Raw genomic sequence first — 25,623 nt, forward strand, 5'->3', positions numbered from 1 at the left:
AATAGTTTCTTCGGCCAGGGCAAGCCGGTGGAACTGGCGCTCATAAATAAAAATTTATAGGAACAAATAAAAATGAAAAAGACAGTATTAGCAGTAGCTCTTTCACTTGTTGCTGGTTCTGCAATTGCAGCAGACGTAAACCAAGACGTTTCAGAACGTGCTCGTGAATCAATCATTGACCTGATCCTTTCTGGTGAAGAGTTCTCTGTTGGTGGTCAAGTAGCAGTTGGTGGTTACTACGCTGAAGGTCCAGAGCGCGTTGGACAAAAAGACGAATTCTACAACGGTGGTGTAACTGGTTTCGATCTGTTCATCAACTACCAAAAAGGTAATGTACTTGGTCAGTTCGCAGGTGAATTCGACCTAGCTGACAACTACTCTTCAATGGATGCTTCATTCGCAGTTATCGATACTTGGGTTGGTTACAAAACAGGTTTCGGTGTCGCTTCTATCGGTTATGCAGCTGACTCTGCTCTAGACGCAGTAGACGGCGCAGCTGACCTAACTGTTGAATTTGGTGCTTCAGCATCAGACGCTTCAGACGTTAACCAAGTAGTTAAGTTTGAAGGTATCAAAGAAGGCTTCAAATACGGCGTATCTTACTACGGTGACCGTCAAGCAAACGCTAAAGGCCAAAAAGGTTTCAACGGTTACGTTGGCTTCCAAAACGACAGCTTCCAAGTTAACGCTGGTTACGAAAACAACGACGAAGACAACAGCGAAAAAGACCAAACTGAGCAAATCATGCTAGTAAACGGTGTAGCTTACTTCGGTGACTTCGCTGTAGGTGCTAACCTTGCTCAACACGAAAACTTCGCTGGCCAAGACTCTCTACTTGTTAGCACATCTGTTGGTTACACAATGGACAAAGTGTACCTAGCAGCGGGTTACGCGAACCAAGAAGCATACGTTTCTTCTGAAGCAGATACTGAGTGGGTTAACTTCGGTGCAACTTACCAAATCACTAAGAAAACATCTGCACTTGTAGACTTCAAAGTTGATCTAACTGACGACAACGGCAGCGATGATCTAGAAGCATTCTTCAAGCTAGCTTACGACTTCTAATAGCCTTTTGGCTCTGTAAATAACGGCCTGCATAGCAGGCCGTATATTTTTAAAGCAGGACGCTTTGCGCAATAATCCACTGCCTTTTTGCCCTCCGGAGATGGAGGGCTTTTTCGTTTTTAACAGGCGAGTTTGGCTGGGCACCATCGCTCGATGGTCTCTCTCGAAGTTGTTTCGATCTGCTTAGTTAATTGGCGGTTGGAATAGATAGTATTTTCCAGTTTATGGGTTATTCGCTGATCATTGCTTAAATGACAAAACGACATGATCGAATGAATGGCATATTTAGGGTTGCTGAGAAACTGTTCATAATGAATGGTCAGCATGTTCGCTTTGACTCGTGCCTGTTCTTCTTTTGTCGTCGTCAAAATCTTATTTAGCTGGAATGCCGTTCCCGCGACAGGGTTTCGAGCGATAGCGTTATAAGTATTGAGTTCTTTCTTTGAATAGGCACCATGCCACCATAACTGCTTTGCCCCTTGCTGCTGCCAAAATGGAGTATTTAATAAAGAAGTCACGGTTGCTGTCGGCTCTCGGACAATATTAATGAAGTAGGCATTTGGGAAGATACTGTGCAGATATTCAAGCCGAGCGGGTCCTGTCAGTTTCAAGGCGAGGCGTTGTTTTCCTTGTAGCTTGAGCATGGCATCGAACGTATGGCGGATTGTCTGTTTTTCTGTTTCAGAAGCGCGTTTGTAGAGCAAAAAATCGCGACTAAAATCGATATCGCTGCGGGTCATCTTTTGCCATAAACTCCACGCTTCAGCAGGTCTGGGGACATAGTTATTTAGAAATTTTGTTTTTTGCTGCTGAGATTTTTCTCCCGAAATCCACCAAAAGTCATTGTTACTGAGCCGTGTTAAGGCAGAAAGCCAAGGCAGTGTTGGCTGCCATTCTGAGTAGTTAGTAGGGCCGCCGAGCTCGTGATGAGCAAACACGATTTCTGAAATAATCGTTGAGCCAGAACGTCCGGGCCCGATCACGATAATGGGTTTCTCTAAACGTTTCATCGCACTTCCTCGCAAAGGTATTTGTAGTGAATCAGCAATGTACGTACCAGCTTTAATTTCCCCGGTTTTCATAAACTTATTGCACACAGAATGAACACTCTCATTTTGCTTCTCATATTGATTTGAAAAACGTGAGCTTGGTAAAAAAGTGCGGTGCTGAGCAAATAGACAATAACCATGCGCAGTGCTCTAATTGAGTAATCATCAAGTGGTTGAGTGCTTTATTGTGAGAAGTATTGAGTTAGAGAATGAACGCAGATTGCTGGTTACCAATAGCGATCTAGGTGTGACTGTTTTTAAAAATGAGGCAACGTTTTCTTACCGAGGATTATCGAATTCGTCCGTCGATGATCACTACCTGCTGTTTCAGACTGAGTTTGATTTTGAAAGGCAGGCAACATTATTAGGCGATGGTTTCCAAATGTTGGCTCAAACAACAGGAACCTGTGATTTACCGGTCGATATTGGACGTTGCCCAGATAACAATTCAAGTTATCGCATCTACTCATCTCAAGACCCTAAGCGCTATTACAACTATTTGGTAGTTGAAGATTCGCTTGGCTACGCGCTGTTCGGCTTTACCTCTTGTCATCGTTTCGCTGGCTATTTCACCGTTAGTGACAGAGATGGTAAGTTGCAGGTGAACGCCTATATCGATGGAGAGAATACTCATCCACAAGATTGGGCAACGAGCCAGCTAGAGTCAGTGGTAGTATTGCGCGGTGAGTCGTTATCCGAACTCTACAGTGAATTTAGTGGCTATATTCATGCTCAGCATTCAGTGCGCCCAGGTGTTAAACAGTCAGCGCCATTAGGTTGGTGCTCTTGGTACGCGTATTACGCTGAGGTGACTGAGCGCAACATTGAAGACAATGTCGAGTATATGGCGGCGAACTTAAAGCAGTTTGAGTACGCCTTGCTCGATGACGGCTACCAAGCGTTTATGGGTGATTGGTTGACGCCTTCCGATAAGTTTCCATCAGGGATTAAGTCGGTAGTGACTGAAATTAAATCCCGAGGCAAAAAGCCGGCGATCTGGATGGCGCCTTTCATTGCTCAACCTGAGTCTGAAATATTCACGCAGCACCCCGATTGGTTTGTGCGCCACGCTGATGGCAGTTTGCTCAAAGCAGAAGACATCACCTACGCGGGCTGGCGCTGCACGCCTTGGTACATTTTAGATACCACCAATATTGATGTTCAAGAGCACCTGACTCACGTGGTTAAAACCATGCATGAAGAGTGGGGTGTTGAACTGTTTAAGCTCGATGCCAATTACTGGGGCGCTTTAAAAGGCGTTCGAAGCGTATCTGGTGTGACAGGTGTAGAAGCGTACCGAATTGGCATGCAGGCCATCGCCAAAGGTGCAGGTGATGCGTTGATCTTAGGCTGTAATGCGCCGATGTGGCCCTCTCTTGGTTTGGTTGACGCTATGCGCGTGTCTGATGATGTAGAGCGCTGTGGTAGCCGCTTTGAACAGATTGCCAAAGAGACCTTTTACCGTAGCTGGCAACATCGCAAGCTTTGGCAAATCGACCCTGATTGCGCCACTTTTGTTTCTTTAGCCAACCAAGCAACCGATCGTCACCATTATGAGTTTCACCGTGACGTCCTGCTCGCCTGTGGGGGAATGCTGTTATCCGGAGACCCGCTGCCAGAGTTGACGCCATTTGCGAAAAAGTCGCTCAAAAAATTGGCGCTAAGGCAGAAACACAACCAAGAATCGGCGCGCTTTACTGCATTGAATCTTCACCATGCATTCCTGCCGCTTACTGAGCGTAATGACTTACACTGTTTGTTCAATTATCGCCAATCGGCCCGCGAGGTAACGCTTACCGCTGATTATCCAGTCTATTGGTATGATTACTGGAGCGGGGAAAAGCTGACATCAGAGCCAACACAGGTTTATGAAGTGGCATTGGAGTCAGGTTTAGCCAGCAGAGCGATAATTACCTCGCCATAGCGCACAGCGTGGACTAAAATGGCGCTCAGAAACTAGCGACAATAAAGAACCTGATGACAATTATACTTGGGATCGATCCGGGCTCTCGGATTACAGGCTATGGAGTGATCCGCCAAACGGGTCGCCATTTACAATACCTAGGCAGTGGTTGTATCCGAACCTCTGAAAAGGAACTGCCGGGCCGTTTAAAGCAGATTTATGCCGGTGTTTCAGAGATCATTACTCAGTTTCAGCCAGATGTGTTTGCGATTGAACAAGTCTTTATGGCGCGCAATGCCGATTCTGCGTTAAAGCTAGGGCAGGCGAGGGGCAGTGCGATTGTTGCTGCGGTGAATGCAGATTTACCCGTTTCTGAATACGCGGCAAGGCTAATTAAGCAAGCCGTGACGGGGACGGGTGGCGCTGACAAAGAGCAGGTACAGCACATGGTTCAGCAAATGCTTAAGTTGCCGGCTAGGCCACAAGCGGATGCCGCTGATGCTCTAGGTGTTGCGATATGTCATGCCAATACCAATAAAACCTTAGTTGCGCTTGCCGGTAAGGCAACAGGCGCGCGAAGAGGCCGTTACCGTTAATTATGTTTGAGCCGATTTTAGACCCTGAGCCGATCCCAGAACAACGCCCTGAAGGTTGCTCGGATGAGCAACCCAACATCAGCACTAACTGTTTAGGCTGCCCTCGTGCTTGGGTATGCCCCGATCATTTACAGGTTTGGCAAGATTCTCTCTAGGCCAGTTTTTACTGGCTATCCATCCAGTTCTTTATTATCCTGTCGCAAATTCATTTCAAAAGAGTATTAACCGTGATTGGACGTCTACGCGGCATTCTAATTGAGAAACAACCACCTGAACTGCTTATTGAAGTTAACGGTATTGGCTATGAAGTACAGATGCCAATGAGCTGCTTTTACGAGCTACCAAACATCGGTGAAGAAGCGATTATCTATACTCATTTCGTGGTTCGCGAAGATGCGCAGCTGTTATACGGTTTCAATACTGTGAAAGAGCGCGCGCTATTTAGAGAAGTAATCAAAGCCAATGGTGTTGGGCCTAAACTAGGTTTAGGTATTCTTTCTGGAATGACGGCGAGCCAATTTGTTGCAAGTGTTGAACGTGAAGATGTTTCGACGCTGGTTAAGTTGCCGGGCGTAGGTAAGAAGACTGCCGAGCGCCTTGTGGTTGAAATGAAAGACAGACTAAAAGGGTGGGGCGCAGGCGATCTATTTACTCCGTTTACTGACGCAGCACCGGTAGACTCAGCGCCGCAGGCCACACAAGAAAGTGCCGAAGAAGAAGCGATCAGTGCACTGCTTGCCCTTGGTTATAAGCCAACACAAGCATCTAAAGTCGTTTCACAAGTTAAGAAAGCGGATATGAGTAGCGAGCAGCTTATCCGTGAAGCATTAAAGTCGATGGTATAAAAGGCATAAGTCATGATTGAAGCGGATCGCTTAATTGCGCCAGACAATACAGTATATAAAGAAGAAGATGTTATCGACCGCGCGATTCGTCCGAAAAAGCTTGAAGACTATAAAGGCCAAGATCATGTGCGTGGTCAGATGGAGATCTTCATCAAAGCGGCTCAGTTGCGTAATGAAGCACTCGATCACTTGCTAATATTTGGTCCTCCTGGTCTGGGTAAAACGACCTTGGCGAATATTGTTGCCAACGAAATGGACGTGAACATCCGCACTACGTCAGGCCCAGTGCTTGAAAAAGCAGGCGACCTTGCTGCATTGCTGACTAACCTTGAAGAAAACGACGTGCTCTTCATCGACGAAATTCACCGTCTTAGTCCAATGGTTGAAGAGGTGCTGTATCCAGCAATGGAAGACTACCAGCTTGATATCATGATTGGTGAAGGTCCGGCTGCCCGATCAATCAAAATCGATTTACCGCCATTTACTTTAATTGGTGCAACCACACGTGCGGGTTCATTGACCTCACCACTGCGTGACCGATTTGGTATTACTCAACGTCTGGAGTACTACAAGATCCCTGACCTGCAAAACATTGTACAACGTAGTGCCGATTGCCTAGGTTTATCGATGGAGTCAGAAGGGGCGTTAGAAGTGGCAAGACGAGCACGTGGTACGCCGCGTATCGCTAACCGATTATTGCGCCGTGTCCGTGATTACGCGGAGGTGAAGGGCAATGGCCATATTTGTGCTGATGTTGCCGATAAAGCGCTCAACATGCTTGATGTCGATGCACAAGGTTTCGACTACATGGATAGAAAGCTGCTTCTAGCGATTATGGAGAAGTTTGGCGGTGGACCGGTTGGCCTTGATAACATGGCTGCAGCCATTGGTGAGGAAAAAGACACCATCGAAGATGTCCTTGAACCCTATCTTATCCAACAAGGCTATTTGCAACGCACGCCGAGAGGGCGGATTGCAACCGACCGAGCCTACCTTCATTTCGGAATTGAAAAATAAGTTTTCAGAAGCCTGCTAAAAATAGCAGGCTTTTTTATTTAGTGATCAAGATCACAGTGGTAATAATTATTTACTACTTAATAGGTAACGGGGTTGAGTGACTTGTTAAGTTGTTGTTTTGCATAAATAGTGATCGGGGGCTGCGGTATAACTCGTACGTAACAAAAGGGGCTTATTTTGGTTGATACAGATCAAATTGATGAAATTCTAAACAAGAATGCCGCACAAAAGTTGATACAAATCAAAGCGAACTCTGCCTATAAACCTTTTGAAACAACCTGTTTTTACCAGTAATATTAGCGCCAGCTATATTAGCTGATGCTTAACAATTAACTAACCGTTACGGTACATTTTTGCAACAGTATGACGTTATTTGATAACAAATCTAAATATTGAATAACGACTATTTATGCTGGCATGGATGTAAGAAAGTGTCTTCAGCCGACACATAGGAGTAATCATGATCGATGTTGTTGATCTATCGCGGTTGCAGTTTGCACTGACTGCGATGTATCACTTCCTCTTCGTACCTTTGACTCTAGGTATGGCATTCCTACTTGCCATTATGGAATCTTTGTACGTAATGACGGACAAGCAAATCTATAAGGACATGACCAAGTTCTGGGGTAAGCTTTTCGGTATTAACTTTGCACTTGGTGTGGCGACCGGCCTAACCATGGAATTCCAGTTTGGTACTAACTGGTCATACTATTCGCATTACGTAGGTGATATTTTCGGTGCGCCTTTGGCGATTGAAGCCCTTGTTGCCTTCTTCTTAGAGTCTACCTTCGTAGGTCTATTCTTCTTTGGCTGGGATCGTCTATCGAAACGTCAGCACCTAGTGGTGACATGGTTGGTTGCTCTTGGCTCTAACTTCTCAGCACTATGGATTCTTGTTGCAAACGGCTGGATGCAAAACCCAGTTGGCGCAGAATTTAACTTCGAAACCATGCGTATGGAAATGGTGAGCTTTGCTGAAGTGGTACTAAACCCAGTAGCTCAGGTTAAATTCGTCCATACCGTAGCATCAGGCTACACGACAGGCGCAATGTTCGTTCTAGGCATCAGTTCATACTACCTACTAAAAGGTCGTGACATCGCATTCGCTCGTCGTTCATTCGCAATTGCTGCCTCTTTCGGTATGGCTGCGATTCTTTCTGTAATCGTGCTAGGTGATGAATCTGGTTACGAGTTAGGTGAAGTACAGAAAGTGAAGCTTGCTGCAATTGAAGCAGAATGGCACACAGAGCCAGCACCAGCTGCATTTACCCTGTTCGGTCTACCAAACCAAGAAACAATGAACACTGACTACGCAATTAAGATCCCTTATGTAATGGGTATTATTGCGACGCGTTCATTTGATGAGCAGGTGACAGGTCTACGTGATCTTCGTGAGGACCACGTTGAGCGTGTTCGTACTGGTATGTACGCGTACGAGCTACTTGAAAAGCTTCGCGCAGGCGACAAGTCTGAAGAAAACAAAGCTGCTTTCGATGAAGTGAAAGGTGACCTAGGTTACGGCCTTCTTCTTAAGCGCTACACAGAGAATGTTGTTGATGCAACAGAAGAGCAAATCCAAGCCGCTGCGGATGATTCAATCCCAACAGTTTGGCCGCTATTCTTCTCATTCCGTATCATGGTTGTGTGTGGCTTCATCATGCTATTCGTATTCGGCGCGGCATTTGTTCAAACATGTCGTCAGAAGATCGAACAGAAACCTTGGATTCTTAAAGCTGCGCTGTTCAGTATCCCATTACCTTGGATTGCGATCGAAGCAGGTTGGTTTGTAGCCGAGTTCGGGCGTCAACCATGGGCAGTAGGTGAGATCCTACCGACGCACGTAGCCGCTTCTGCGCTGACGGTCGGTCAGTTATGGACTTCACTATTTGCAATTATCGCACTGTACACAGTGTTCTTAATTGCTGAAGTTTACCTAATGCTGAAATTTGCACGTAAAGGTCCAAGTAGCCTGAAAACAGGTCGCTACCACTTCGAACAAGAAGCTAACTCTGTTGAAGACAAAGTCGGCCGTTCAGTCGAAGTATAAGTGAGGGAATATTATGTTTGATTACGAAATCTTACGACTTATTTGGTGGGTCCTAATCGGTGTACTACTGGTAGGCTTCGCTGTAACAGATGGTTTTGACATGGGTGTCGCGTCTCTTTCACCGGTTATCGGTAAAAGCGACACTGAACGTCGTATTATGCTAAACACGATTGCCCCTCACTGGGATGGCAACCAAGTTTGGTTAATCACAGCTGGTGGTGCGCTATTTGCGGCGTGGCCATTGGTCTACGCAACGTCGTTCTCTGGCTTCTACCTAGCAATGTACGTGACTCTAGCTGCGCTTTGGCTACGTCCACTTGCTCTTGATTACCGTTCAAAGATCGAAGACCCAAAATGGCGTAAAGCTTGGGACTACGCACTTTGCTTTAGTGGCACAGTACCACCAATCATCTTTGGTGTGGCGTTTGGTAACCTACTTCAAGGTGTGCCATTTGAGCTAAACGATCTGCTAATGTCTCAGTACAAAGGTACCTTCTTCGCTCTGCTTAACCCATTTGCTCTGCTATGTGGTGTGCTAAGCCTAATGTTGTTTGTTCTTCAGGGCGCAACTTGGCTACAAATGAAGACTACAGAGGCGCTACATGTTCGTGCTCGCGGTGTTGCACAAATCACTGGTTTGATCGCAGTGGCATTGTTTGTAGTAGGTGGTTTCTGGGTTCAGTCAATTGATGGTTATGTTATCACTAGCACAATCGACACATTCGCTGATTCAAACCCACTGAACAAAGAAGTGGCCGTTCAAGCAGGCGCTTGGATGACAAACTTCGAAACGTACCCAGCGCTATGGGCAGCGCCTGCATTAGGTGTGGTAATGCCACTTCTAGCAGCGTTCGCTTCTCGCATTGAGCGTGGTGGCTTTGCATTCCTATTCTCAAGTCTTGCTAACGCGGGTGTTATCTTGACAGCAGGTTTTGCAATGTTCCCATTCATTATGCCTTCTAGTCTAATGCCAAACCACAGCCTAACAATGTGGGATTCAACGGCAAGTGAGCTAACACTGGGTCTAATGACTGCAGTTGCAGCGGTAATGGTTCCTGTGATTCTTGGTTACACGACGTGGACATACTACAAAATGTTCGGTCGTCTAGATAAGAAACACATCGAAGACAACGACGTTTCAGCTTACTAAGGAGCAATAGATATGTGGTATTTCGCATGGATTCTGGGTGTATTGCTAGCTTGTGCATTCGGCATCATCAACGCTCTTTGGTTAGAGCATTCAGAAATGATGGACAAAGACAGTGAGTAATCTCGCTGAGCAGGTAGCTAAGCTACACGTGCCTGTTGATAAGGCTCTGTTTAGAGTCTTATCGCTAGTGCTTGGTTTCTACCATGTTGCTATGGTGATGTGGGATCCTGAGCTCTATTCTAATTCTATTGGTGGCTTCAATGCGGTTATTTCACCACTGCTGATTTGGGCAATTTGCTCAAGCATGGTGTTTGGAATTGGCTTTAAGCCGCGCAATTGGTATTGGCAGGTTCTTTTCAGTCCTTACTTCTCATTGGCGATTCTAATCTACCTAACGGTACTTCGCCTTTTATAGAATGCTAGGGCAAACTCTGCTCATTTCGTATAAAAAAAGCGCGGCTCTTACACGAGTCGCGCTTTTTTTTGTTTCAAGCTTTGAAAACATCCAAATGAGCGTTGCACAAATAGCAAGGAGTTGCGTTATAGTATTCGCCTAAACCAATAATTCGGATATCCAAGTGCAGGAACAAACAGCAATTTTTGAGTGGCCAGTCACTGTCTATTATGAAGATACCGATGCTGGTGGCGTTGTCTATCACTCAAACTATCTTAAATTTTTTGAGCGAGCGCGTACCGAGCTACTTCGCACCATTGGTGTTTCGCAACAAACTCTATTGGAACAAAACATCGGTTTTGTAGTCCGACACATGGATATTGATTTTTTGCAGGGTGCGCGTCTTGACGATCATCTTGTGGTAAAAACATCTATCTCTGACCTAAAGAAAGCTTCTCTCACATTCTGTCAGGAGATCGTTAATCCTGACGGGGCGATATTGTGTAAGGCAAAGGTTAAGGTAGCATGTATCGATAATATAAAAATGAGGCCAAAAGCTATGCCTCAATCAATCGTTATGGAGCTTACAAACAGTGAACGCTGATATTTCGATGCTAGACCTATTCTTACAAGCAAGTCTGCTGGTAAAAATGGTTATGCTGATTCTTTTGGGTATGTCTATCGTATCTTGGGCGATGATCATCAAGCGCAGCAAAGTGCTTTCCCAAGCATCGAAAGATGCAGAAGCGTTTGAAGACAAATTCTGGTCAGGAACGGATCTATCTATCTTGTACCAAAATGCAAAAAAACGTAAAGACGACCTGGTTGGCACAGAAGAGATTTTCTACTCAGGCTTTACTGAGTTTGCCCGTCTTCGTAAGTCGAACGCTGATTCACCTGACTTTATTATGGAAGGCACTGGCCGAGCGATGCGTGTTTCTGTTGCGCGTGAAGTCGATGAACTTGAAACGAATCTTCCATTCCTAGCAACTGTTGGTTCTATCAGCCCGTATATCGGCCTATTTGGTACGGTTTGGGGCATCATGCATGCCTTTATTGCACTTGGTGAAGTTAAGCAAGCTACACTGGCTATGGTTGCGCCTGGTATCGCAGAAGCACTTGTCGCGACGGCAATGGGCCTTTTCGCAGCAATCCCTGCTGTAATGGCTTACAACCGTTTAAGTAATAAAGTCGGCAAACTAGAGCACAACTATGCGACGTTCTCTGAAGAGTTTCATAGTATTTTGCACCGCCAAGCTATGGCCGGTCGTGACGCGACGGGTAAGGAATAGTTTTCATGGCAGGTTACCAACCTAAAAAACGCAAACTGACTGCAGAAATCAACGTCGTCCCTTATATCGACGTTATGTTGGTTCTGTTGATCATTTTTATGGTGACATCCCCGTTTGTCACGCAAGGGGTTGAAGTCGAGTTGCCTGCTACGGAAACGGCAGTCTCAGCACAAGATATGGCGGGTGACAGCGACGCAAGCTTTATTATTGTTGAAATCGACAGAGATGGAAATCTAGGTCTGAGTGTCAATGATGAAGACATGATGCGCGGCGTTTCGCTCCAAGACATCATTGTTCGAGTAAAAGCTGAGCTATCGCTCAAGCCTGATTCGCCAGTCGCCGTGGGCGGTGATGCTGCAACTCCGTATGCGGAAGTGGTGTTGGTATTGGATGAACTTAGTCGTGCGGGTATTCCTAAAGTAGGGCTACTGACAGACATAAAGGAATAGCGTTCGTCGTTCATGAAAGAGAAAAAAAGCAGAAAAAGCGATTATAAGAAGCCGATAGTGATATCTGCTTTTTTGCATGCGCTCTTGATCGTCACCTTGATTTGGGGAACCGACTTTACCATGTCGAAACCTGAACCCGTCGGGCGTATGGTGCAAGCGGTAGTGATTGATCCAGCAATGGTTCGCGAACAAGCGCAGCAAATTCGTAGCCAGCGCGAACAAGCCGCGAAGAAAGAGCAAGAAAGGCTCGATAAACTGCGTCGTGAAAGCGAGCAGTTAGAGAAAAATCGTAAGGCGGAAGAGGAACGTATTCGCAAGCTGAAAGAACAGCAAGTGAAAGAGGCGAAAGCCGCTCGTGAAGCAGAGAAGCAACGAGTAGCGAAAGAGAAAGAACGCAAGGCAGAAGAGCAGCGCGCTAAGAAAGAAAAAGAGCGAGCAGCGAAATTAGAAGCTGAACGTAAAGCCAAAGAACAAGCGGTCAAGAAAGCGGAGCAGGAACGTCTAGCTAAAGAAGCGGCGATTGCAAAAGCCGAGCAACAGCGTATTGAACGTGAAAAGGCAGCTAAAGCCGCGGAAGAAAAAGCCAAACGTGAACGTGAAGCTGCAGCAAAAGCTGAGAAAGAACGCATAGCGAAAGAAAAAGCGGCCAAAGAAGCGGCTGAAAAAGCTCGTAAAGAGAAAGAACGTTTAGAGCGTCTTGAGCGTGAACGCAAAGAGCAAGAAGCGGCGTTGAACGACATCTTTACCGGTCTTGAGTCGGAATCTGAGGCGAACACTTCAGCGCGCTCGAGTCATGTTAGCAGTGAAGCAGATCGATATGGTGCGATCTATACCCAGCTCATCCAACAGAACTTATTGTTGGAGGACAGCTTTAGGGGAAAGTCATGCCGAGTTAACTTGCGTCTTATTCCAACCGGAGCAGACGCGATTGTCGGCAATCTTTCGGTATTAGATGGTGATAGCCGATTGTGCGCTGCGACTAAGCGTGCCGTCGCGCAAGTAAACAGCTTCCCATTGCCTAAAGACCCAGATGTGGTCAGCAAGATTAAGAATATTAACCTAACTGTAGTACCTGATTTATAAGGAATTGCTTGTGTTAAAGCGACTAATAATAGGATATGTGCTCACTGTGATGAGTGTATTCCAAACCGCGAATGCGGCGTTGGAACTGGTGATTACAGATGGTATCGACTCGGCTCGCCCGATCGCTATCGTCCCATTTAAGTGGGAAGGCAACACTAAACTTCCTGAAGACGTTTCTAAGGTGATTGCCTCAGACCTTCAGCGCAGTGGTAAATTCAGCCCTGTTGCAACCAGCAAAATGCCGCAAACACCATACAATGAATCAGAAGTCGATTTTGGTGCCTGGACTGGTTTAGGTGTTGATGCGTTAGTGACTGGCTCTATCAGTCAAAACGCCGAAGGCGACTATGTCATCAACTACCAACTGGTTGATGTGGTACGCGGCCAATTAACTCAAGGTCAAAGCAAAGCACTGAGCGACGATGGTCAGCTTGTGCTGTCGAAAGATCACGTTATCTTCAATAAGCGAGCGACCGTACCGGGCAAGCGTTTAAGAGAGTACGCACACCGTATCTCTGATTTGGTTTATGAAGCGTTAACAGGCGAGAAGGGTGCATTCCTAACTCGTATCGCTTATGTGGTGGTGAGTGACAAAGATCAGTTCCCGTACCAGCTACGTGTGTCTGATTACGATGGTTACAATGAGCGCCTAGTGCTGCGTTCTAAGCAGCCACTGATGTCACCTGCGTGGTCTCCTGACGGTAAGAAGCTGGCTTATGTCAGCTTCCAAAACGGTCAGGCGGAAATCTTTATCATGAACATCTACACTGGTGAGCGTGAAAAGATATCGTCATACCCGCGTCATAATGGTGCGCCAAGATTCTCGCCTGATGGCAGTAAGCTTGCATTGGTTCTGTCTAAAACAGGTAGCCTGCAGGTTTATACTCTGGACCTAAATACTCGTAAGCTGACGCAAATTACCCGTGGACGATCGAACAATACTGAACCGTTTTGGCATCCCGATGGCAAATCTCTAGTCTTTACGTCGGATCGGGGTGGAAAACCGCAAATTTATCAAGTAGATTTGGCGAATGGCGCGACTAACCGTCTTACTTGGCAAGGTAGCCAGAACTTAGGTGGTCAAATCACACCTGACGGCCGTTTCTTAGTCATGGTTAATCGCAGCAATTCTGGTTTCAATCTCGCGAAGCTTGATCTCGAAACGGGTGCAATGCAGACACTTACCAAGACACTGCTTGATGAATCACCAAGCATTGCGCCAAACGGCGGAATGGTTATTTATAGCTCTACTTATAATAAATCTAACGTGCTTTCAATGGTGTCCATTGATGGGCGCTTTAAAGCAAGATTACCCGTCACTAATGGACGTGTTCGTGCACCAGCATGGTCACCGTTCTTGTAACGAGTAAACAATTACAATAAAGGAAAAGACAACAATGCAACTTAACAAGGTTCTTAAAGGGCTTCTAATTGCGCTGCCGGTTCTAGCAGTTACAGCATGTAGTTCAAGCGACGATGCAGCAAACGCATCTGGTTCAACTGAAACTAACCAAACTCAAGTAGTTGACAACAACACGGCTGTATCTCCAATTGATGCAAACGGTCAACTAACTGAGCAAGAGCTAAAAGAGCAAGCACTACGCGAAACTCAAACTATCTACTTCGCTTTCGACAACGCGACTATCGCGGGTGACTACGAAGCAATGCTAGCTGCACACGCTGCATACCTAAGCAAAAACCCAGCTCTTGAAGTGACTATCGAAGGTCACGCGGACGAGCGTGGTACTCCTGAGTACAACATTGCACTAGGTGAGCGTCGTGCTAACGCAGTTGCTAAGTACCTACAAGCGCTAGGTGTTCAAGCTGATCAAATCTCTATCGTTAGCTACGGTGAAGAGAAACCACTTCTTCTAGGTCAATCTGAAGATGTATACGCTAAGAACCGCCGCGCAGTTCTAGTATACTAATCAAGGGATTAGCCTATGTTCAGTAACCTTAAGCGCGTTGTTACGCTTACGTTACTGGCAAGTGCAGCGGGCAATGTGCTCGCTGCACCAGCTCCAGTATCCGATCTAAGCGGTAGCAACACAGCCACTTCTTCATCGTCAGTTCGTGGTAACGAGTCTGATGTCCAGCGCTTAGAGCGCCTATTGGAAAACCGTAATCGTGTACAGTTGCAAATGCAGCAGCAGTTAGACGATATGGCTCTAGAGATCAGCGACTTACGCGGACAACTAGAGAAAAGCACTTACGACATGCAGCAAATGTTGAAGCGCCAACGTGAATTGTTCATTGAACTGGACAAAGTACGTAGCCAAGCATCAACGCCTGCAGCTCAAACAGAAACGAAAACACCAGAGAAACAAACCGGTGGCACATTCAGCTCTAATGTTGATGAGCAAACCGCTTACCAAAACTCTGTTGATTTGATTCTGAAAAAGCGTGATTACACTGGTGCGATTGCTTCATTCCAACAGTTCCAAAAGGACTACCCAGATTCAACCTTCACCCCTAACTCTCATTACTGGTTAGGTCAGCTTTATTTCGCTAAGAAGCAAGATAAAGATGCGGTGAAGAGCTTCGCTGCGGTAGTGTCTTACAAAGATTCAAACAAGCGTGCTGATGCGCTAGTTAAGCTTGGCGACATCGCTCAGCGTAACAACAACGCAGAGCAAGCGAAGAAGTACTATCAACAAGTGGTTGATGAGTATCCAAATAGCGCGTCTGCCAAACTGGCCCAAGAGCGTTTATAGCCAAGATACTTTGGCAAAATCTAAAAGGAGCATTTGATGCTCCTTTTTGTTCTATATCTAATTTGACTCGAAACTGGAATCTACTCAGTTGTTGAGGTTACAATACTCGGATTACTGGAAGTAGCGTAGCGCAAGAGCAATGAGCCACATATTAGATACAATCGAGACAGTTTACCCATTCCCACCAAAACCAGTCCCACTATCAGAAGAAGAAAAACAAGCGTATACCGCCAATATTAAAAAGCTTCTGAAAGAGAAAGACGCGGTTTTGATCGCCCATTACTATACCGATCCTGAAATTCAAGCACTGGCTGAAGAGACAGGCGGCTTTGTTGGCGATTCTCTTGAGATGGCCAAGTTTGGTAACCGTCACCCAGCAAGCACCCTGATCATCGGTGGTGTACGCTTCATGGGTGAGTCTGCCAAGATCCTAACGCCTGAGAAACGCATCTTAATGCCAACGCTTGAAGCAGAGTGTTCGCTTGATTTAGGTTGCCCAGCTGACAAATTCTCTGAGTTCTGTGACGCGCACCCTGACCACACCGTTGTTGTGTATGCCAATACTTCAGCAGCAGTGAAAGCACGTGCTGACTGGGTGGTAACATCAAGTATCGCTCTTGAAATTGTTGAGCACCTAGACGCAGAAGATAAACCCATTATTTGGGGCCCTGACCGCCACCTAGGTTCATACATCTCAAATAAAACTGGCGCAGACATGCTGCTGTGGCAAGGCGAGTGTATCGTTCACGATGAGTTCTCAGCTGATGCTCTACGTAAGATGAAGTCTGTCTACCCAGACGCGGCTATTCTTGTTCACCCAGAGTCACCAGCAAGTGTTGTTGAACTTGCAGACGCAGTGGGTTCTACAAGCCAGTTAATTAAAGCTGCCAAAGAGCTACCGCATCAGCAGATGATTGTCGCGACTGACAAAGGTATCTTCTTTAAGATGCAGCAATTAGTGCCAGAGAAAGAACTCATCGAAGCGCCGACAGCCGGTGCAGGTGCAACCTGTCGTAGCTGTGCACACTGTCCTTGGATGGCGATGAACGGCCTAAAAGCGATTGAAGCAGCGCTTCGTGAAGGTGGTGCAGAGCATGAAATCTTTGTTGATGAAGCATTACGCGTTAAGTCTCTTATCCCGCTGAACCGAATGTTAGATTTCGCAGAACAGCTAAATATGCAAGTTAAAGGCAATGCATAAATAGATAGTTATCACAGTTCTTAAAACCAGCCACACTTGGCTGGTTTTTTTATGTGTGTGGTTAGGCTTAAATACAACCACAGTGTTTTAATAAGGAGTGTTATGACTCTTTGGTTATCATTTAAAAAATGGCTCGACTCCCATCTTTTTAACCTCAGTAATCGCAATTTGGCCTTTTTGGTTCTCGCCTATATTGCGCTTTCTTGGGCGTTATTGAGCCTAAGTGGTGAGCATTCACTTACCCATGATCTTTCTACTTTCGTTTACTTCTTAATGGTAACGGCCTCGACGGTTGGCTATGGGGATCACTCTCCAGAGACAGCGGCAGGTAAGTGGGTGGTGATCTTATTAGTTATCCCGGGTGGTTTGACCCTTTTCGCGGCGTTGATTGGTCGCTTAGCAACAGGCGCAGTCGAGTACTGGCGCGCAGGAATATTAGGTAAACGGAGAGTTGGTGTGGAAAATCACATATTGCTATTAGGTTGGAACGGTCAACGTACGATGCATTTGATTCGCATGCTGCAACACGAAGAAGAGGGCAAGCGTCCGATCGTGTTATGTAGCCGCTCAGATATCGAAAACCCGCTACCTGGTCAAATTGGCTTCGTAAAAGTTAACAGCTATACCGATGCTCAAGAGATGGAAAAAGCCGCGATTGATAAAGCGAGCTGCATTGTGGTGGATAACCTAGAAGATGACATCACGCTCTCTGCTGCGTTATACAGTGCCAACATTAACCCTAAGGCGCACTTGCTGGCTTATTTCAAAGATGAAGCGCTGAGTAACCTGCTTAACCAGCATTGCCCAAATGCTGAGTGTATTCCGGCGGTAGGGGCAGAGATGTTAGCCAAAGCGGCCGTCGACCCAGGTTCAAGCGCGCTGCACCAAGAGCTATTGGCATCGACTCGCGGTATGACTCAGTATTCGACGATATATCCAGAAAGCTTAAATGGAATCACGGTTGAAGCGGCGTTTCATTTTATGAAGAAAGAGTATCAGGCAACCTTGATTGCTCTTGATATTGGCAACGGCATTGAACTTAACCCAGAGCTAGAACGAGAAGTGATAGCGGGTAGTAAACTGTTTTACATTGCCGATGAGCGAATTGAATCGTTTGATTGGACGGTATTAAACAAGGACAACTAAAACCAATAGGGGGCTCGTAAGCCCCCTTTGAATATTGGTCAATAACGCTATTTTGCCACGTTACCTGCAACGTTGAGTGCATCCCATGTACGTGCAAATGGTGGTGCGTAGCAAAAATCCATATAGCCTAGCTGCTGCGTCGTCATTTTCGCGGTGATGGCAACAGCGAGAGCGTTGATTCGGCCGACTGCACCTTTCTTACCGACGATTTCACCACCAAGTAGAACCTTGGTTTCTGGGTGGTACACCAGCTTCACTTTAATGTCTTCTTGGCCTGGGTAGTAATCGGTTTGGTTTTTATCGGCAATGGTCGAAACTTTCACATCTAAACCATGTTCTTTCGCTAATAGTTCTGATACGCCAGTACATGCCAATTCGTAGTCCAGCACTTTTAAACAAGACGAACCCAAGAAGCCACTCATGTACGTGTCTTTACCTGCAAGCTTATCCGCCATCATACGCGCTTGTTTGTTGGCGGTAGTTGCAAGTGGAACATACACAGATTTGCCCAGCGCCATATGGTGAACCACTGCGCAGTCACCAACAGCGTAAATACTAGCGTCTTCTGTTGCGCCAAACTCATCGACTAACAATGCACCGTTAGCGGCTTTTGGTAACTCAAACGCTTCGGTGTTTGGTTTAAAGCCGAGTGACATGATCACCACGTCGGCTTCTACATTGCCGTTGGCGGTCTCGACAATGTAACCGTCATGCTCTGCGTCGCGAATGGCTGATACGCTGCAACCAGTTTTAAGCTCCGCACCCGATTCACGAATCGCGCCTTCTACCACCTCGATCATTTCTGGGCTGAACTGACGGCTCATCACGTGTTGTTCACGTTCAATGATGGTCACATGTTTACCTAATAGATGCGCGGCATCGAACACTTCAAGGCCGATAAAGCCACCACCGATAACGCAAACGCGTTGTTTGTTGCTGTCCTTAAGCGCTTCTTTTACTGCCAAACCATCTTCCATGCTGGTTAGCGTGTATACGTGTTCTGGGTTGTACTCGCCAAATGAAGGAACGATTGGGCGTGCACCAGTCGCAATCACCAACATATCGTAATCAATCGTGCTTTCTTCGCCTTGGTGACGAACTTTGATCTGCTTTTCAGCGCGGTCTAGAGCGACCATTTCCGTTTCAATGCGAACGTCTAAGCCCGACTTAATCGCTTGCTCCGGCGTGCGAGAAATCATGCGCTCTGTGTCATCAAACATGCCACCAGCAAAGTAAGGTAAACCACACGCACCGAACGAGATGTAATCGCGCTTATCTAGCACAATCACTTCATCTGATGGCTGATTACGTTTGTATTTCGCTGCGAAACTCATACCTGCAGCGCTACCGCCTACGACAACAACTTTCATATTTATTACCTAAATAACCTGAACTCAGGAAAAACGGAGAGCACCCGTGTTGGGTGCTCTTTATTAAGTTTGGAAATTACACTGCTGCTTCTTTTGTTACTGTTGCAGCAACATCAGCATTGTATTGCTCAGTGTTTAGTGAGCCATTCTTCTTCGCGGTGAGTACACCTGACAACATTGAGCCTGAGATGTTAAGCGCGGTACGTGCCATGTCGATTAGCGCTTCGATAGAAACCAGAATCGCCACAACCGTAATGTCTAGACCCATGATGGTCAGTACTGCTACTGCTGCGAACGTTGCACCGCCACCAACACCTGCGATACCGAATGAAGCAATCGCGATTACAGCAATCAGTTGTACGATGAAGCCTAGGTCAACTGGCATACCCATTACTTGAGCCGCCATGATAGCTAGCATTGCTGGGTAGATACCCGCACAACCATTCTGACCGATACTGGTACCGAATGTTGCTGACATGTTTGCTGTTTCTTCGTCCACACCTAGACGTTGAGTTTGAGTTTCAACGTTTAGTGGGATTGCCGCCATGCTTGAGCGAGAACCGAAACCGAATACTAGCACTGGCCAGATTTTCTTCATGAACTTCGCAGGAGACAGACCGAACATAGACACCATCACGAAGTGGATAGCGAACATTACACCGATTGCCACGTAGCTTGCTAGTAGGAAGCGCCCCATTTCTGCTAGTGCGAACAAATCGTTAGTCATCATGAACGTCGTCATCAGAGCAAATACACCGTAAGGCGTCAGCTTGAGGATCTCACGAACCATAGACAGTACAACTTCTTTAGCAGAGTTGATGAAATCAACGAAGTTTTGCACTTTCTCAGGCTTACGGTTTTTCACTTGTAGGATACAGTAGCCAAGGAACATACCGAACAATACGGTTGATAGTGTCGATGTACGTTGAGAACCCGTTAGCATGTCGAAGATGTTAGTTGGGATGATAGACAGCGCCATGCCTGATAGGCCGCTGCTCGCCATCGCATCTTGTGTTGCAATCAGAGAGTCACCACGTGCTTCGATAGCACTGTTAGTACCAATTGTGCTTACTAGCGCGTTAGCATCGATACCGAATAGGTAAATACTTGCGATGCCCACAGCCGCAGAGATAGCACAAGTGAAAAGTAGAATACCGATGATTTTTGGTGCGATGCGTGATAGTGCACCACCGCCTTCTACGTTCATGATCGAAGAGATCATCGCCACAAATACGAGTGGGATTACGATCATTTGTAGAAGCTTGATGTAGCCTTTACCAAACACAGAAATCAGTTCAGCAAAGCCTGACGTTGCAACGTTGCCCACGCCGAATACGAGCTGAATTGCGCCACCGAATAACAGACCAGCAGCCAGTGCGCTTAGTACGCGGAAGTTAAAGCTTTTCTTTTGTTTTTTGAAGTTAGCGAGTAACGCGTAGAATCCAAAGAACAGGATGCTCAATCCAATAAATGAAACGCTCATGAGAATCTCCTATTGATACCCATTTATGTCCGAAAGTCGGTTATTTTTTGAATGCAATGGCTTCAACTTCAACCAGTGCGTCTTTTGGTAGTCTTGCAGCTTCAACACAAGAGCGAGCTGGTGCGTTTTCGGTACCAAATACCTCTGTGTACACTTCGTTAAATGCGACGAAGTTTTCCATATCCGATAGGAAGCATGTCGTCTTCAATACGGTGTCTAGGCCAGCACCGCTTGCTTCTAGAACTGCTTTCAAGTTCTCCAGAGACTGACGAGCTTGCTCTTTGATGCCGCCTTCCACAAACTGCATGGTTTCTGGAACCAGTGGAAGTTGGCCTGATGTGTAAACCATGTCACCGTAACTCGTACCTTGAGAGTAAGGGCCGATAGCGGCTGGGGCTTGCTCAGTAGCAATGATCTGTTTCACAATATAACTCCTAAGTTATTAATTTTATTCTGATTTAAATTCACGGATAAATTTGTAGACTGCCTGGCGGCTGATCCCAAGTTGCTCGGATACTTGTGTGGTTGTCTCTTTTAGCTCGAATACGCCGTTATCAAATAGGCAGCGAATGATGGCTTTGTTACGACCTTTAGATGAAATCGTTTCGTCTTGATCGACTTCTTGGATGGCTGCATTCAAAGCTTGTTGAATCACATCATTGGCGTTGTTGCTGAAGGTCTCACTGACTAAGGTTTGTGAGACATTACAGTGCGGCATCAAGGTTTTGACGATTTCAGGGAATGGGAAAGATAAGTTCATGTTGATGCACAGCATGCCAATTGGCTTTTGTTCTGGGCCTGCCAAAATGCACGTGGTCGATTTCAGTAGCGAACCGTCTGCAGCATTGGTGAAGTAACTCTTTGGTGACACTTCGCCAGTTTTCTCAAATGTACGCCACATACGTAAACCAAGATCAGTAATCGGCGAACCAATTTCGCGGCCGGTATGATGGCCGTTGACGATCTTCACGACTGAATTTTCTAAGCTTTCAAATGAATGAATAACGACTTCGCAATACGGGCCAATTAGATCAGCGATAGTGTCTGCTAAGCGAAAATAGTTGCTTAAACATTTTCTGTCTTCATCGGTGAATCGAACTTGTTTTACATTCATCATTTCGGTTTACATTTTTGAACTCAATGATTAAAAGCTACTCCTTTAGGGTTATTTGAGCAATACGCAGTAAACTTCTGTAAACCGTTAAAAAGTGTTTGAAACACCAACAAATATCGAATTTTTAATCTAATTTGCGAATGAATTTCGAGCAGGATCACTAAAAACATATTAGTGCAGTTTAATTTCTTAAACCGCATCAAAGTTTAAATATTTAAAATCAAAGATTTCATTTTTGAACACTTTAATGATCTAGAACAATTTCCAAAGTCCGCTATAAATTACTGGTGTTTATGAGTTAGTTGGAGTTATTTGTGGTGGTGATGTTGGGGCTGATTTTGATAGAAGAGAGTGGATTGAGTGAAGAAAGGCAGTATTAAAAATGGGGCAATGTTCGCCCCATTTATATTTAATCTAGCAAGCTGAATTTAGTTTGTCTCAGCCAGCGTTACACCGCGCATCGTTAGACCACACAGCATGGTTGGCATCGCATTGAAGATCTCTTCAAACTGCTCTAGGCCTTGAATGCCTTGCTCTGCTAGCGTCGCAATTGATGTTTCTGGATCGTAAAGCATGCTCAAAGACAAAATCACGCCACCAAGTAGGGCGCTGTCTTCGGTGCCATCTGGCATGATGGTTTCCCAATCGTCTCTAGAAAGCTGCCAGCCTTGCAGTAGACCTTCACAGAAATCACGAGTTTGCGCTGTCACAATATCTTCTTCATCAAGCGTGCAGCCTTCAGGCCACTGCCAGGTATTATCAAGCAGTGCAGGGCGGTATTGATTCCAAAGGGCAATGATGTGCTCAATGTAAGTTTCGAGCTGCTCGCCATCGCTAAATGGTGCCACTTCTTCACCACCCCAAAGGAACGGTAGCCACTCTTCAGGCGGAAGAATATTAGGCGCAGCGGCCATCGCAGTGACGAAACCGTAAGTCTTAGCTTCGTTAATCAGTTTATCTTCTAGCTCTGGCAATGACAGCAGTTGTTGTAAAGTCAAAATAGACACCCTATTACAGTCAGGACTTGTGATGAGGCAATGGTAACAGCCAACACATAAGAGAAAAAGGTTGCTGCATTGATATATTCGCTATAATTTTTAATAAACGATAAAAATTCAAAGATTTATGGATATACGCTCGTCACTAAAAAGGAAGAGTATCATTGCCTTAGCTATTTACTTAGCTGTGGCGGTGGGGTTGATCGGTACGATTAACTATTTGGTAGTGGAGCCTCCAACGCGCGCCCAGCTAGAGCGAAACCTTGAATTACGCACAGAACTCATCTCTACTCAAATCAAAGAACCGCTCAATAAATCGTTAGGTATCTTGCAAGGTATTGTCACCATTGGGACTACCGACGAGTCTCAAGAGCATCAAGCCTACTTACTGCACCAACTGTTTCTGTTGATCGACGATATCACCGTTAGTGGTGGGTTATGGCCAGTTCCTTACTCCATAGATAAGAACAGCGCATTTAACAGTCTGTTCTTCAATCGAGCCAACGATGGCCAGGTGGATAGAGTCTACTCGTGGGACAACCCGGCATCAGGTGGCTATGACAAAGAGTCTTGGTATACCTCGGTGGTAAATATGCCTCAAGACACCGTTTCTTGGTCACCGGTATACATAGACCCGTTCACACATGTACAAATGATCACTGCATCGTCACCTTATTACAGTAATGGCGAATTTGCTGGCGTGGCGACGGTGGATATCTCCCTTGAATCACTCGTCGAGTTTGTCCGCCTGCACGCAGAGGAGTACGACTTAGGGGTGATTTTACGTGACGGCTACGGAGATGTGGTGACGGAATATAACTTTCAACTGGCAGAAAATATTTACATCAGTAAGAACACCTTTGGTGACTTCAATTGGAGTGTCGATGTCGTTAATGCCAAGCGCTTAGTAGCCGAACAAGTTTATGATGTGGTCTCCAAAGTTGAAGCTGTGATCGTGCCTCTTATGCTAGCGTTCGTAATGCTGGGTTATTTCTTGATTAACCGCTTTCTTATCTCTCCAGTTGTGGTTGTCGCGAGAAGTGTGCGGGAATCCAAAGAGGGCGGCAGCATCGACCTTAAGTACAACAGTAATGATGAGATCAAATACCTGATTGACTCCTTTAATCAGAAAACCGTTTATCTCGAAGAGGAGAAGGTAAAAGCCCAAGCGTCAACCAAAGCCAAAAGTGCCTTCTTAGCCACGTTATCACATGAGATCAGAACGCCAATGAATGGTGTACTGGGTACCGCTCAGATACTGCTCAAAAGTGACTTAACGAGTGAGCAACGCAAACATATGAAGACCTTATACGAATCGGGCGAACATATGATGACCTTGCTCAATGAGATCCTCGATTTTTCTAAAGTGGAGCAAGGTCATTTAGAGCTAGAGCGAGCGCCATTCCCGTTAGAAGCCATTATTGGCAGTATCAATAGTGTGTATTACACCTTATGTTCTGAAAAAGGCTTACAGTTCAAAGTTTATTCTGAAGTGCCAGAAAGTCGTTGGTATCGCTGTGACAAAGCAAGGTTAAGGCAGATCCTGTTCAACTTACTCAATAATGCAGTTAAGTTTACCTCACGTGGTTACGTGGAAGTGAGTTTTAAAGAAGAGTACAGAAACGGCCGTAACTTCTTAATTATTCAAGTACGAGATACAGGGATCGGAATAGATAAGTCCGTCCAACAAAAAGTCTTCAAACCCTTTGAACAAGCGGAGTCTTCAACTACTCGACGCTTTGGTGGCACTGGGCTTGGCCTTGCCATCGTTAAGCAGCTGTGTGATTTGATGGAGGGTGAGATCAAACTGACTAGTGAAGTTGGGATTGGCTCATGTTTTGAAGTCGCACTGCAGGTAGACATAGGCGAAGCGATTTTTGCCGAATATAAAGAGCGCAAGAAACTTGATTACCATGGATTGAAAGCACTGATTGTTGAAGATAATCGCACCAACTCAATCATCCTAAATACCTTCATGACCAATAAAGGTTTCTCGTGTGAATGTGTCGAAAATGGTGAATTGGCGGTTCATGAAGTAACCACCGGTGAGTATGACCTAGTTTTGATGGATAACCATATGCCGGGTATGGATGGGGTAGAGGCGACCTCCGTGATTCGCGGCCTAAGTGGAGAAAAATCTAAGGTTCTCATACTTGGCTGTACTGCGGATGTATTTAAAGACACTTGGCAGAGCATGCTAACTGCAGGGGCAAATTACATCGTCTCTAAGCCAGTTGATGAAACCGAGCTTGATGATGCACTGCTGAGTCACTCTGAGCAGCTCTATCAATATAAACCCCATTTACTTAAATCAACGCTCGACGAAGGAGAGGTTGAGATAGAAGAACCTCTCATGATGTTCTTTATGGCAATTGAAAACGAAAATTTACTCTATGCACGTGAGAGCTTTAGCTTAATTCAGCATCAACTTGAATCCGTACAGTCGCCAGCTTTAGACGAAACTCTCGCGATCATCGAGCGTTATCTAGTGTCTGGAGATTTTCCTCCGCAAGACGAGTTAGATGTGCTGACTGTACAACTAAAAGATTACTGTAACTAAATTACACCAACTTGTGTGTTTTTTGAGCTATTATTAAAAAGGTAGCGGATTTATCTAACTTTATTACTAATTCTAGTTGTTTATTTACCACTTTGTTTTAACTTTGAAATCTAAAACTGCAAATTTAATGATTTAATAGCGATATTG

26 protein-coding genes are annotated in these 25,623 nt (G+C 45.7%); 20 read left to right on the forward strand and 6 right to left on the reverse strand.

The features are described from left to right. Window positions 1-72: 72 nt before the first annotated feature. Window positions 73-1,065, forward strand: coding sequence for a porin (locus ACHUFZ_RS11495; RefSeq protein WP_394127277.1), 993 nt, complete (start codon window positions 73-75; stop codon window positions 1,063-1,065). A 119-nt stretch (window positions 1,066-1,184) separates the two neighbouring features. On the opposite strand, the gene ACHUFZ_RS11500 is transcribed toward ACHUFZ_RS11495, so the two are convergent. Further along, the gene (locus ACHUFZ_RS11500) at window positions 1,185-2,075 is read right to left on the reverse strand and encodes a sulfotransferase (protein ID WP_394127278.1); all 891 of its coding nucleotides are present in this window, start codon (window positions 2,073-2,075) and stop codon (window positions 1,185-1,187) included. A 223-nt stretch (window positions 2,076-2,298) separates the two neighbouring features. Between ACHUFZ_RS11500 and ACHUFZ_RS11505 the strand changes: the two genes are divergently transcribed. The 18 genes from ACHUFZ_RS11505 (at window position 2,299) to ACHUFZ_RS11590 (ending at window position 17,951) form a co-directional block, all read left to right on the forward strand. Then, on the forward strand, window positions 2,299-4,038 hold the full coding sequence (locus ACHUFZ_RS11505) for a glycoside hydrolase family 36 protein (RefSeq protein WP_394127340.1): 1,740 nt from the start codon (window positions 2,299-2,301) through the stop codon (window positions 4,036-4,038). Between the two features lie 53 nt (window positions 4,039-4,091). Continuing rightward, a complete protein-coding gene (gene ruvC, locus ACHUFZ_RS11510; RefSeq protein ID WP_004413431.1) occupies window positions 4,092-4,613 on the forward strand; it encodes a crossover junction endodeoxyribonuclease RuvC in 522 nt (173 codons plus the stop codon). Between the two features lie 2 nt (window positions 4,614-4,615). Further along, entirely contained in the window at window positions 4,616-4,768 is a 153-nt protein-coding gene (locus ACHUFZ_RS11515; RefSeq protein ID WP_394127279.1) for a hypothetical protein, read from the forward strand. A 72-nt stretch (window positions 4,769-4,840) separates the two neighbouring features. Next, a complete protein-coding gene (gene ruvA, locus ACHUFZ_RS11520; RefSeq protein WP_134834485.1) occupies window positions 4,841-5,458 on the forward strand; it encodes a Holliday junction branch migration protein RuvA in 618 nt (205 codons plus the stop codon). Between the two features lie 12 nt (window positions 5,459-5,470). Beyond that, window positions 5,471-6,475 (forward strand): Holliday junction branch migration DNA helicase RuvB, encoded by a 1,005-nt coding sequence (gene ruvB / locus ACHUFZ_RS11525; protein ID WP_053438515.1) that lies wholly within the window; start codon window positions 5,471-5,473, stop codon window positions 6,473-6,475. Window positions 6,476-6,935: 460 nt separating this feature from the next. After that, window positions 6,936-8,522 carry a cytochrome ubiquinol oxidase subunit I gene (cydA, locus tag ACHUFZ_RS11530; protein WP_134834464.1) on the forward strand — a complete coding sequence of 529 codons (1,587 nt, stop codon included), beginning with the start codon at window positions 6,936-6,938 and terminating at the stop codon, window positions 8,520-8,522. 13 nt (window positions 8,523-8,535) lie between these two features. Continuing rightward, window positions 8,536-9,672, forward strand: a complete 1,137-nt coding sequence (gene cydB, locus ACHUFZ_RS11535) for a cytochrome d ubiquinol oxidase subunit II (RefSeq protein ID WP_134834463.1) — start codon at window positions 8,536-8,538, stop codon at window positions 9,670-9,672. A 12-nt stretch (window positions 9,673-9,684) separates the two neighbouring features. Then, window positions 9,685-9,792, forward strand: a complete 108-nt coding sequence (cydX, locus tag ACHUFZ_RS11540; RefSeq protein WP_000270284.1) for a cytochrome bd-I oxidase subunit CydX — start codon at window positions 9,685-9,687, stop codon at window positions 9,790-9,792. Next, window positions 9,785-10,087 carry a cyd operon protein YbgE gene (ybgE, locus tag ACHUFZ_RS11545; RefSeq protein ID WP_394127280.1) on the forward strand — a complete coding sequence of 101 codons (303 nt, stop codon included), beginning with the start codon at window positions 9,785-9,787 and terminating at the stop codon, window positions 10,085-10,087. The genes cydX and ybgE overlap by 8 nt, the downstream gene beginning before the upstream one ends. Window positions 10,088-10,250: 163 nt before the next feature. Further along, window positions 10,251-10,670 (forward strand): tol-pal system-associated acyl-CoA thioesterase, encoded by a 420-nt coding sequence (gene ybgC, locus ACHUFZ_RS11550; protein WP_394127281.1) that lies wholly within the window; start codon window positions 10,251-10,253, stop codon window positions 10,668-10,670. Continuing rightward, entirely contained in the window at window positions 10,660-11,358 is a 699-nt protein-coding gene (gene tolQ, locus ACHUFZ_RS11555) for a protein TolQ (RefSeq protein WP_394127282.1), read from the forward strand. Before ybgC ends, tolQ begins: the two co-directional genes overlap by 11 nt. A gap of 5 nt (window positions 11,359-11,363) precedes the next feature. After that, window positions 11,364-11,807, forward strand: a complete 444-nt coding sequence (locus ACHUFZ_RS11560) for an ExbD/TolR family protein (RefSeq protein ID WP_394127283.1) — start codon at window positions 11,364-11,366, stop codon at window positions 11,805-11,807. 12 nt (window positions 11,808-11,819) lie between these two features. Beyond that, complete coding sequence (gene tolA / locus ACHUFZ_RS11565) at window positions 11,820-12,890, forward strand: cell envelope integrity protein TolA (RefSeq protein WP_394127284.1); 1,071 nt, start codon at window positions 11,820-11,822, stop codon at window positions 12,888-12,890. A gap of 49 nt (window positions 12,891-12,939) precedes the next feature. Beyond that, window positions 12,940-14,253, forward strand: a complete 1,314-nt coding sequence (gene tolB, locus ACHUFZ_RS11570) for a Tol-Pal system beta propeller repeat protein TolB (RefSeq protein ID WP_370447442.1) — start codon at window positions 12,940-12,942, stop codon at window positions 14,251-14,253. 34 nt (window positions 14,254-14,287) lie between these two features. Beyond that, a complete protein-coding gene (gene pal / locus ACHUFZ_RS11575; RefSeq protein ID WP_134834456.1) occupies window positions 14,288-14,818 on the forward strand; it encodes a peptidoglycan-associated lipoprotein Pal in 531 nt (176 codons plus the stop codon). 15 nt (window positions 14,819-14,833) lie between these two features. Beyond that, on the forward strand, window positions 14,834-15,604 hold the full coding sequence (gene ybgF / locus ACHUFZ_RS11580; RefSeq protein WP_394127285.1) for a tol-pal system protein YbgF: 771 nt from the start codon (window positions 14,834-14,836) through the stop codon (window positions 15,602-15,604). A 139-nt stretch (window positions 15,605-15,743) separates the two neighbouring features. Beyond that, window positions 15,744-16,805, forward strand: a complete 1,062-nt coding sequence (gene nadA / locus ACHUFZ_RS11585) for a quinolinate synthase NadA (RefSeq protein WP_053438524.1) — start codon at window positions 15,744-15,746, stop codon at window positions 16,803-16,805. Between the two features lie 102 nt (window positions 16,806-16,907). Beyond that, window positions 16,908-17,951 carry a potassium channel family protein gene (locus tag ACHUFZ_RS11590; RefSeq protein ID WP_394127286.1) on the forward strand — a complete coding sequence of 348 codons (1,044 nt, stop codon included), beginning with the start codon at window positions 16,908-16,910 and terminating at the stop codon, window positions 17,949-17,951. Between the two features lie 47 nt (window positions 17,952-17,998). Here ACHUFZ_RS11590 and ACHUFZ_RS11595 read toward each other — a convergent pair whose 3' ends face one another. The 5 genes from ACHUFZ_RS11595 to ACHUFZ_RS11615 all read right to left on the reverse strand — a co-directional run bounded on the left by ACHUFZ_RS11595 (window position 17,999) and on the right by ACHUFZ_RS11615 (window position 22,916). Further along, a complete protein-coding gene (locus ACHUFZ_RS11595) occupies window positions 17,999-19,321 on the reverse strand; it encodes a CoA-disulfide reductase (protein ID WP_394127287.1) in 1,323 nt (440 codons plus the stop codon). Window positions 19,322-19,397: 76 nt separating this feature from the next. Continuing rightward, on the reverse strand, window positions 19,398-20,804 hold the full coding sequence (locus tag ACHUFZ_RS11600) for a cation:dicarboxylate symporter family transporter (protein WP_394127288.1): 1,407 nt from the start codon (window positions 20,802-20,804) through the stop codon (window positions 19,398-19,400). Between the two features lie 40 nt (window positions 20,805-20,844). Beyond that, entirely contained in the window at window positions 20,845-21,228 is a 384-nt protein-coding gene (locus ACHUFZ_RS11605; protein ID WP_394127289.1) for a RidA family protein, read from the reverse strand. Window positions 21,229-21,252: 24 nt separating this feature from the next. Beyond that, window positions 21,253-21,921: a helix-turn-helix transcriptional regulator gene (locus ACHUFZ_RS11610; RefSeq protein ID WP_134834450.1), complete on the reverse strand. Its 669-nt coding sequence runs from the start codon at window positions 21,919-21,921 to the stop codon at window positions 21,253-21,255. A 425-nt stretch (window positions 21,922-22,346) separates the two neighbouring features. Next, on the reverse strand, window positions 22,347-22,916 hold the full coding sequence (locus tag ACHUFZ_RS11615) for a UPF0149 family protein (RefSeq protein WP_394127290.1): 570 nt from the start codon (window positions 22,914-22,916) through the stop codon (window positions 22,347-22,349). Between the two features lie 127 nt (window positions 22,917-23,043). Between ACHUFZ_RS11615 and ACHUFZ_RS11620 the strand changes: the two genes are divergently transcribed. Continuing rightward, a complete protein-coding gene (locus ACHUFZ_RS11620) occupies window positions 23,044-25,476 on the forward strand; it encodes a hybrid sensor histidine kinase/response regulator (protein ID WP_394127291.1) in 2,433 nt (810 codons plus the stop codon). Window positions 25,477-25,623 lie beyond the last annotated feature (147 nt).

Source organism: Vibrio hepatarius (assembly GCF_043642085.1).
Classification (GTDB): domain Bacteria; phylum Pseudomonadota; class Gammaproteobacteria; order Enterobacterales; family Vibrionaceae; genus Vibrio; species Vibrio hepatarius_C.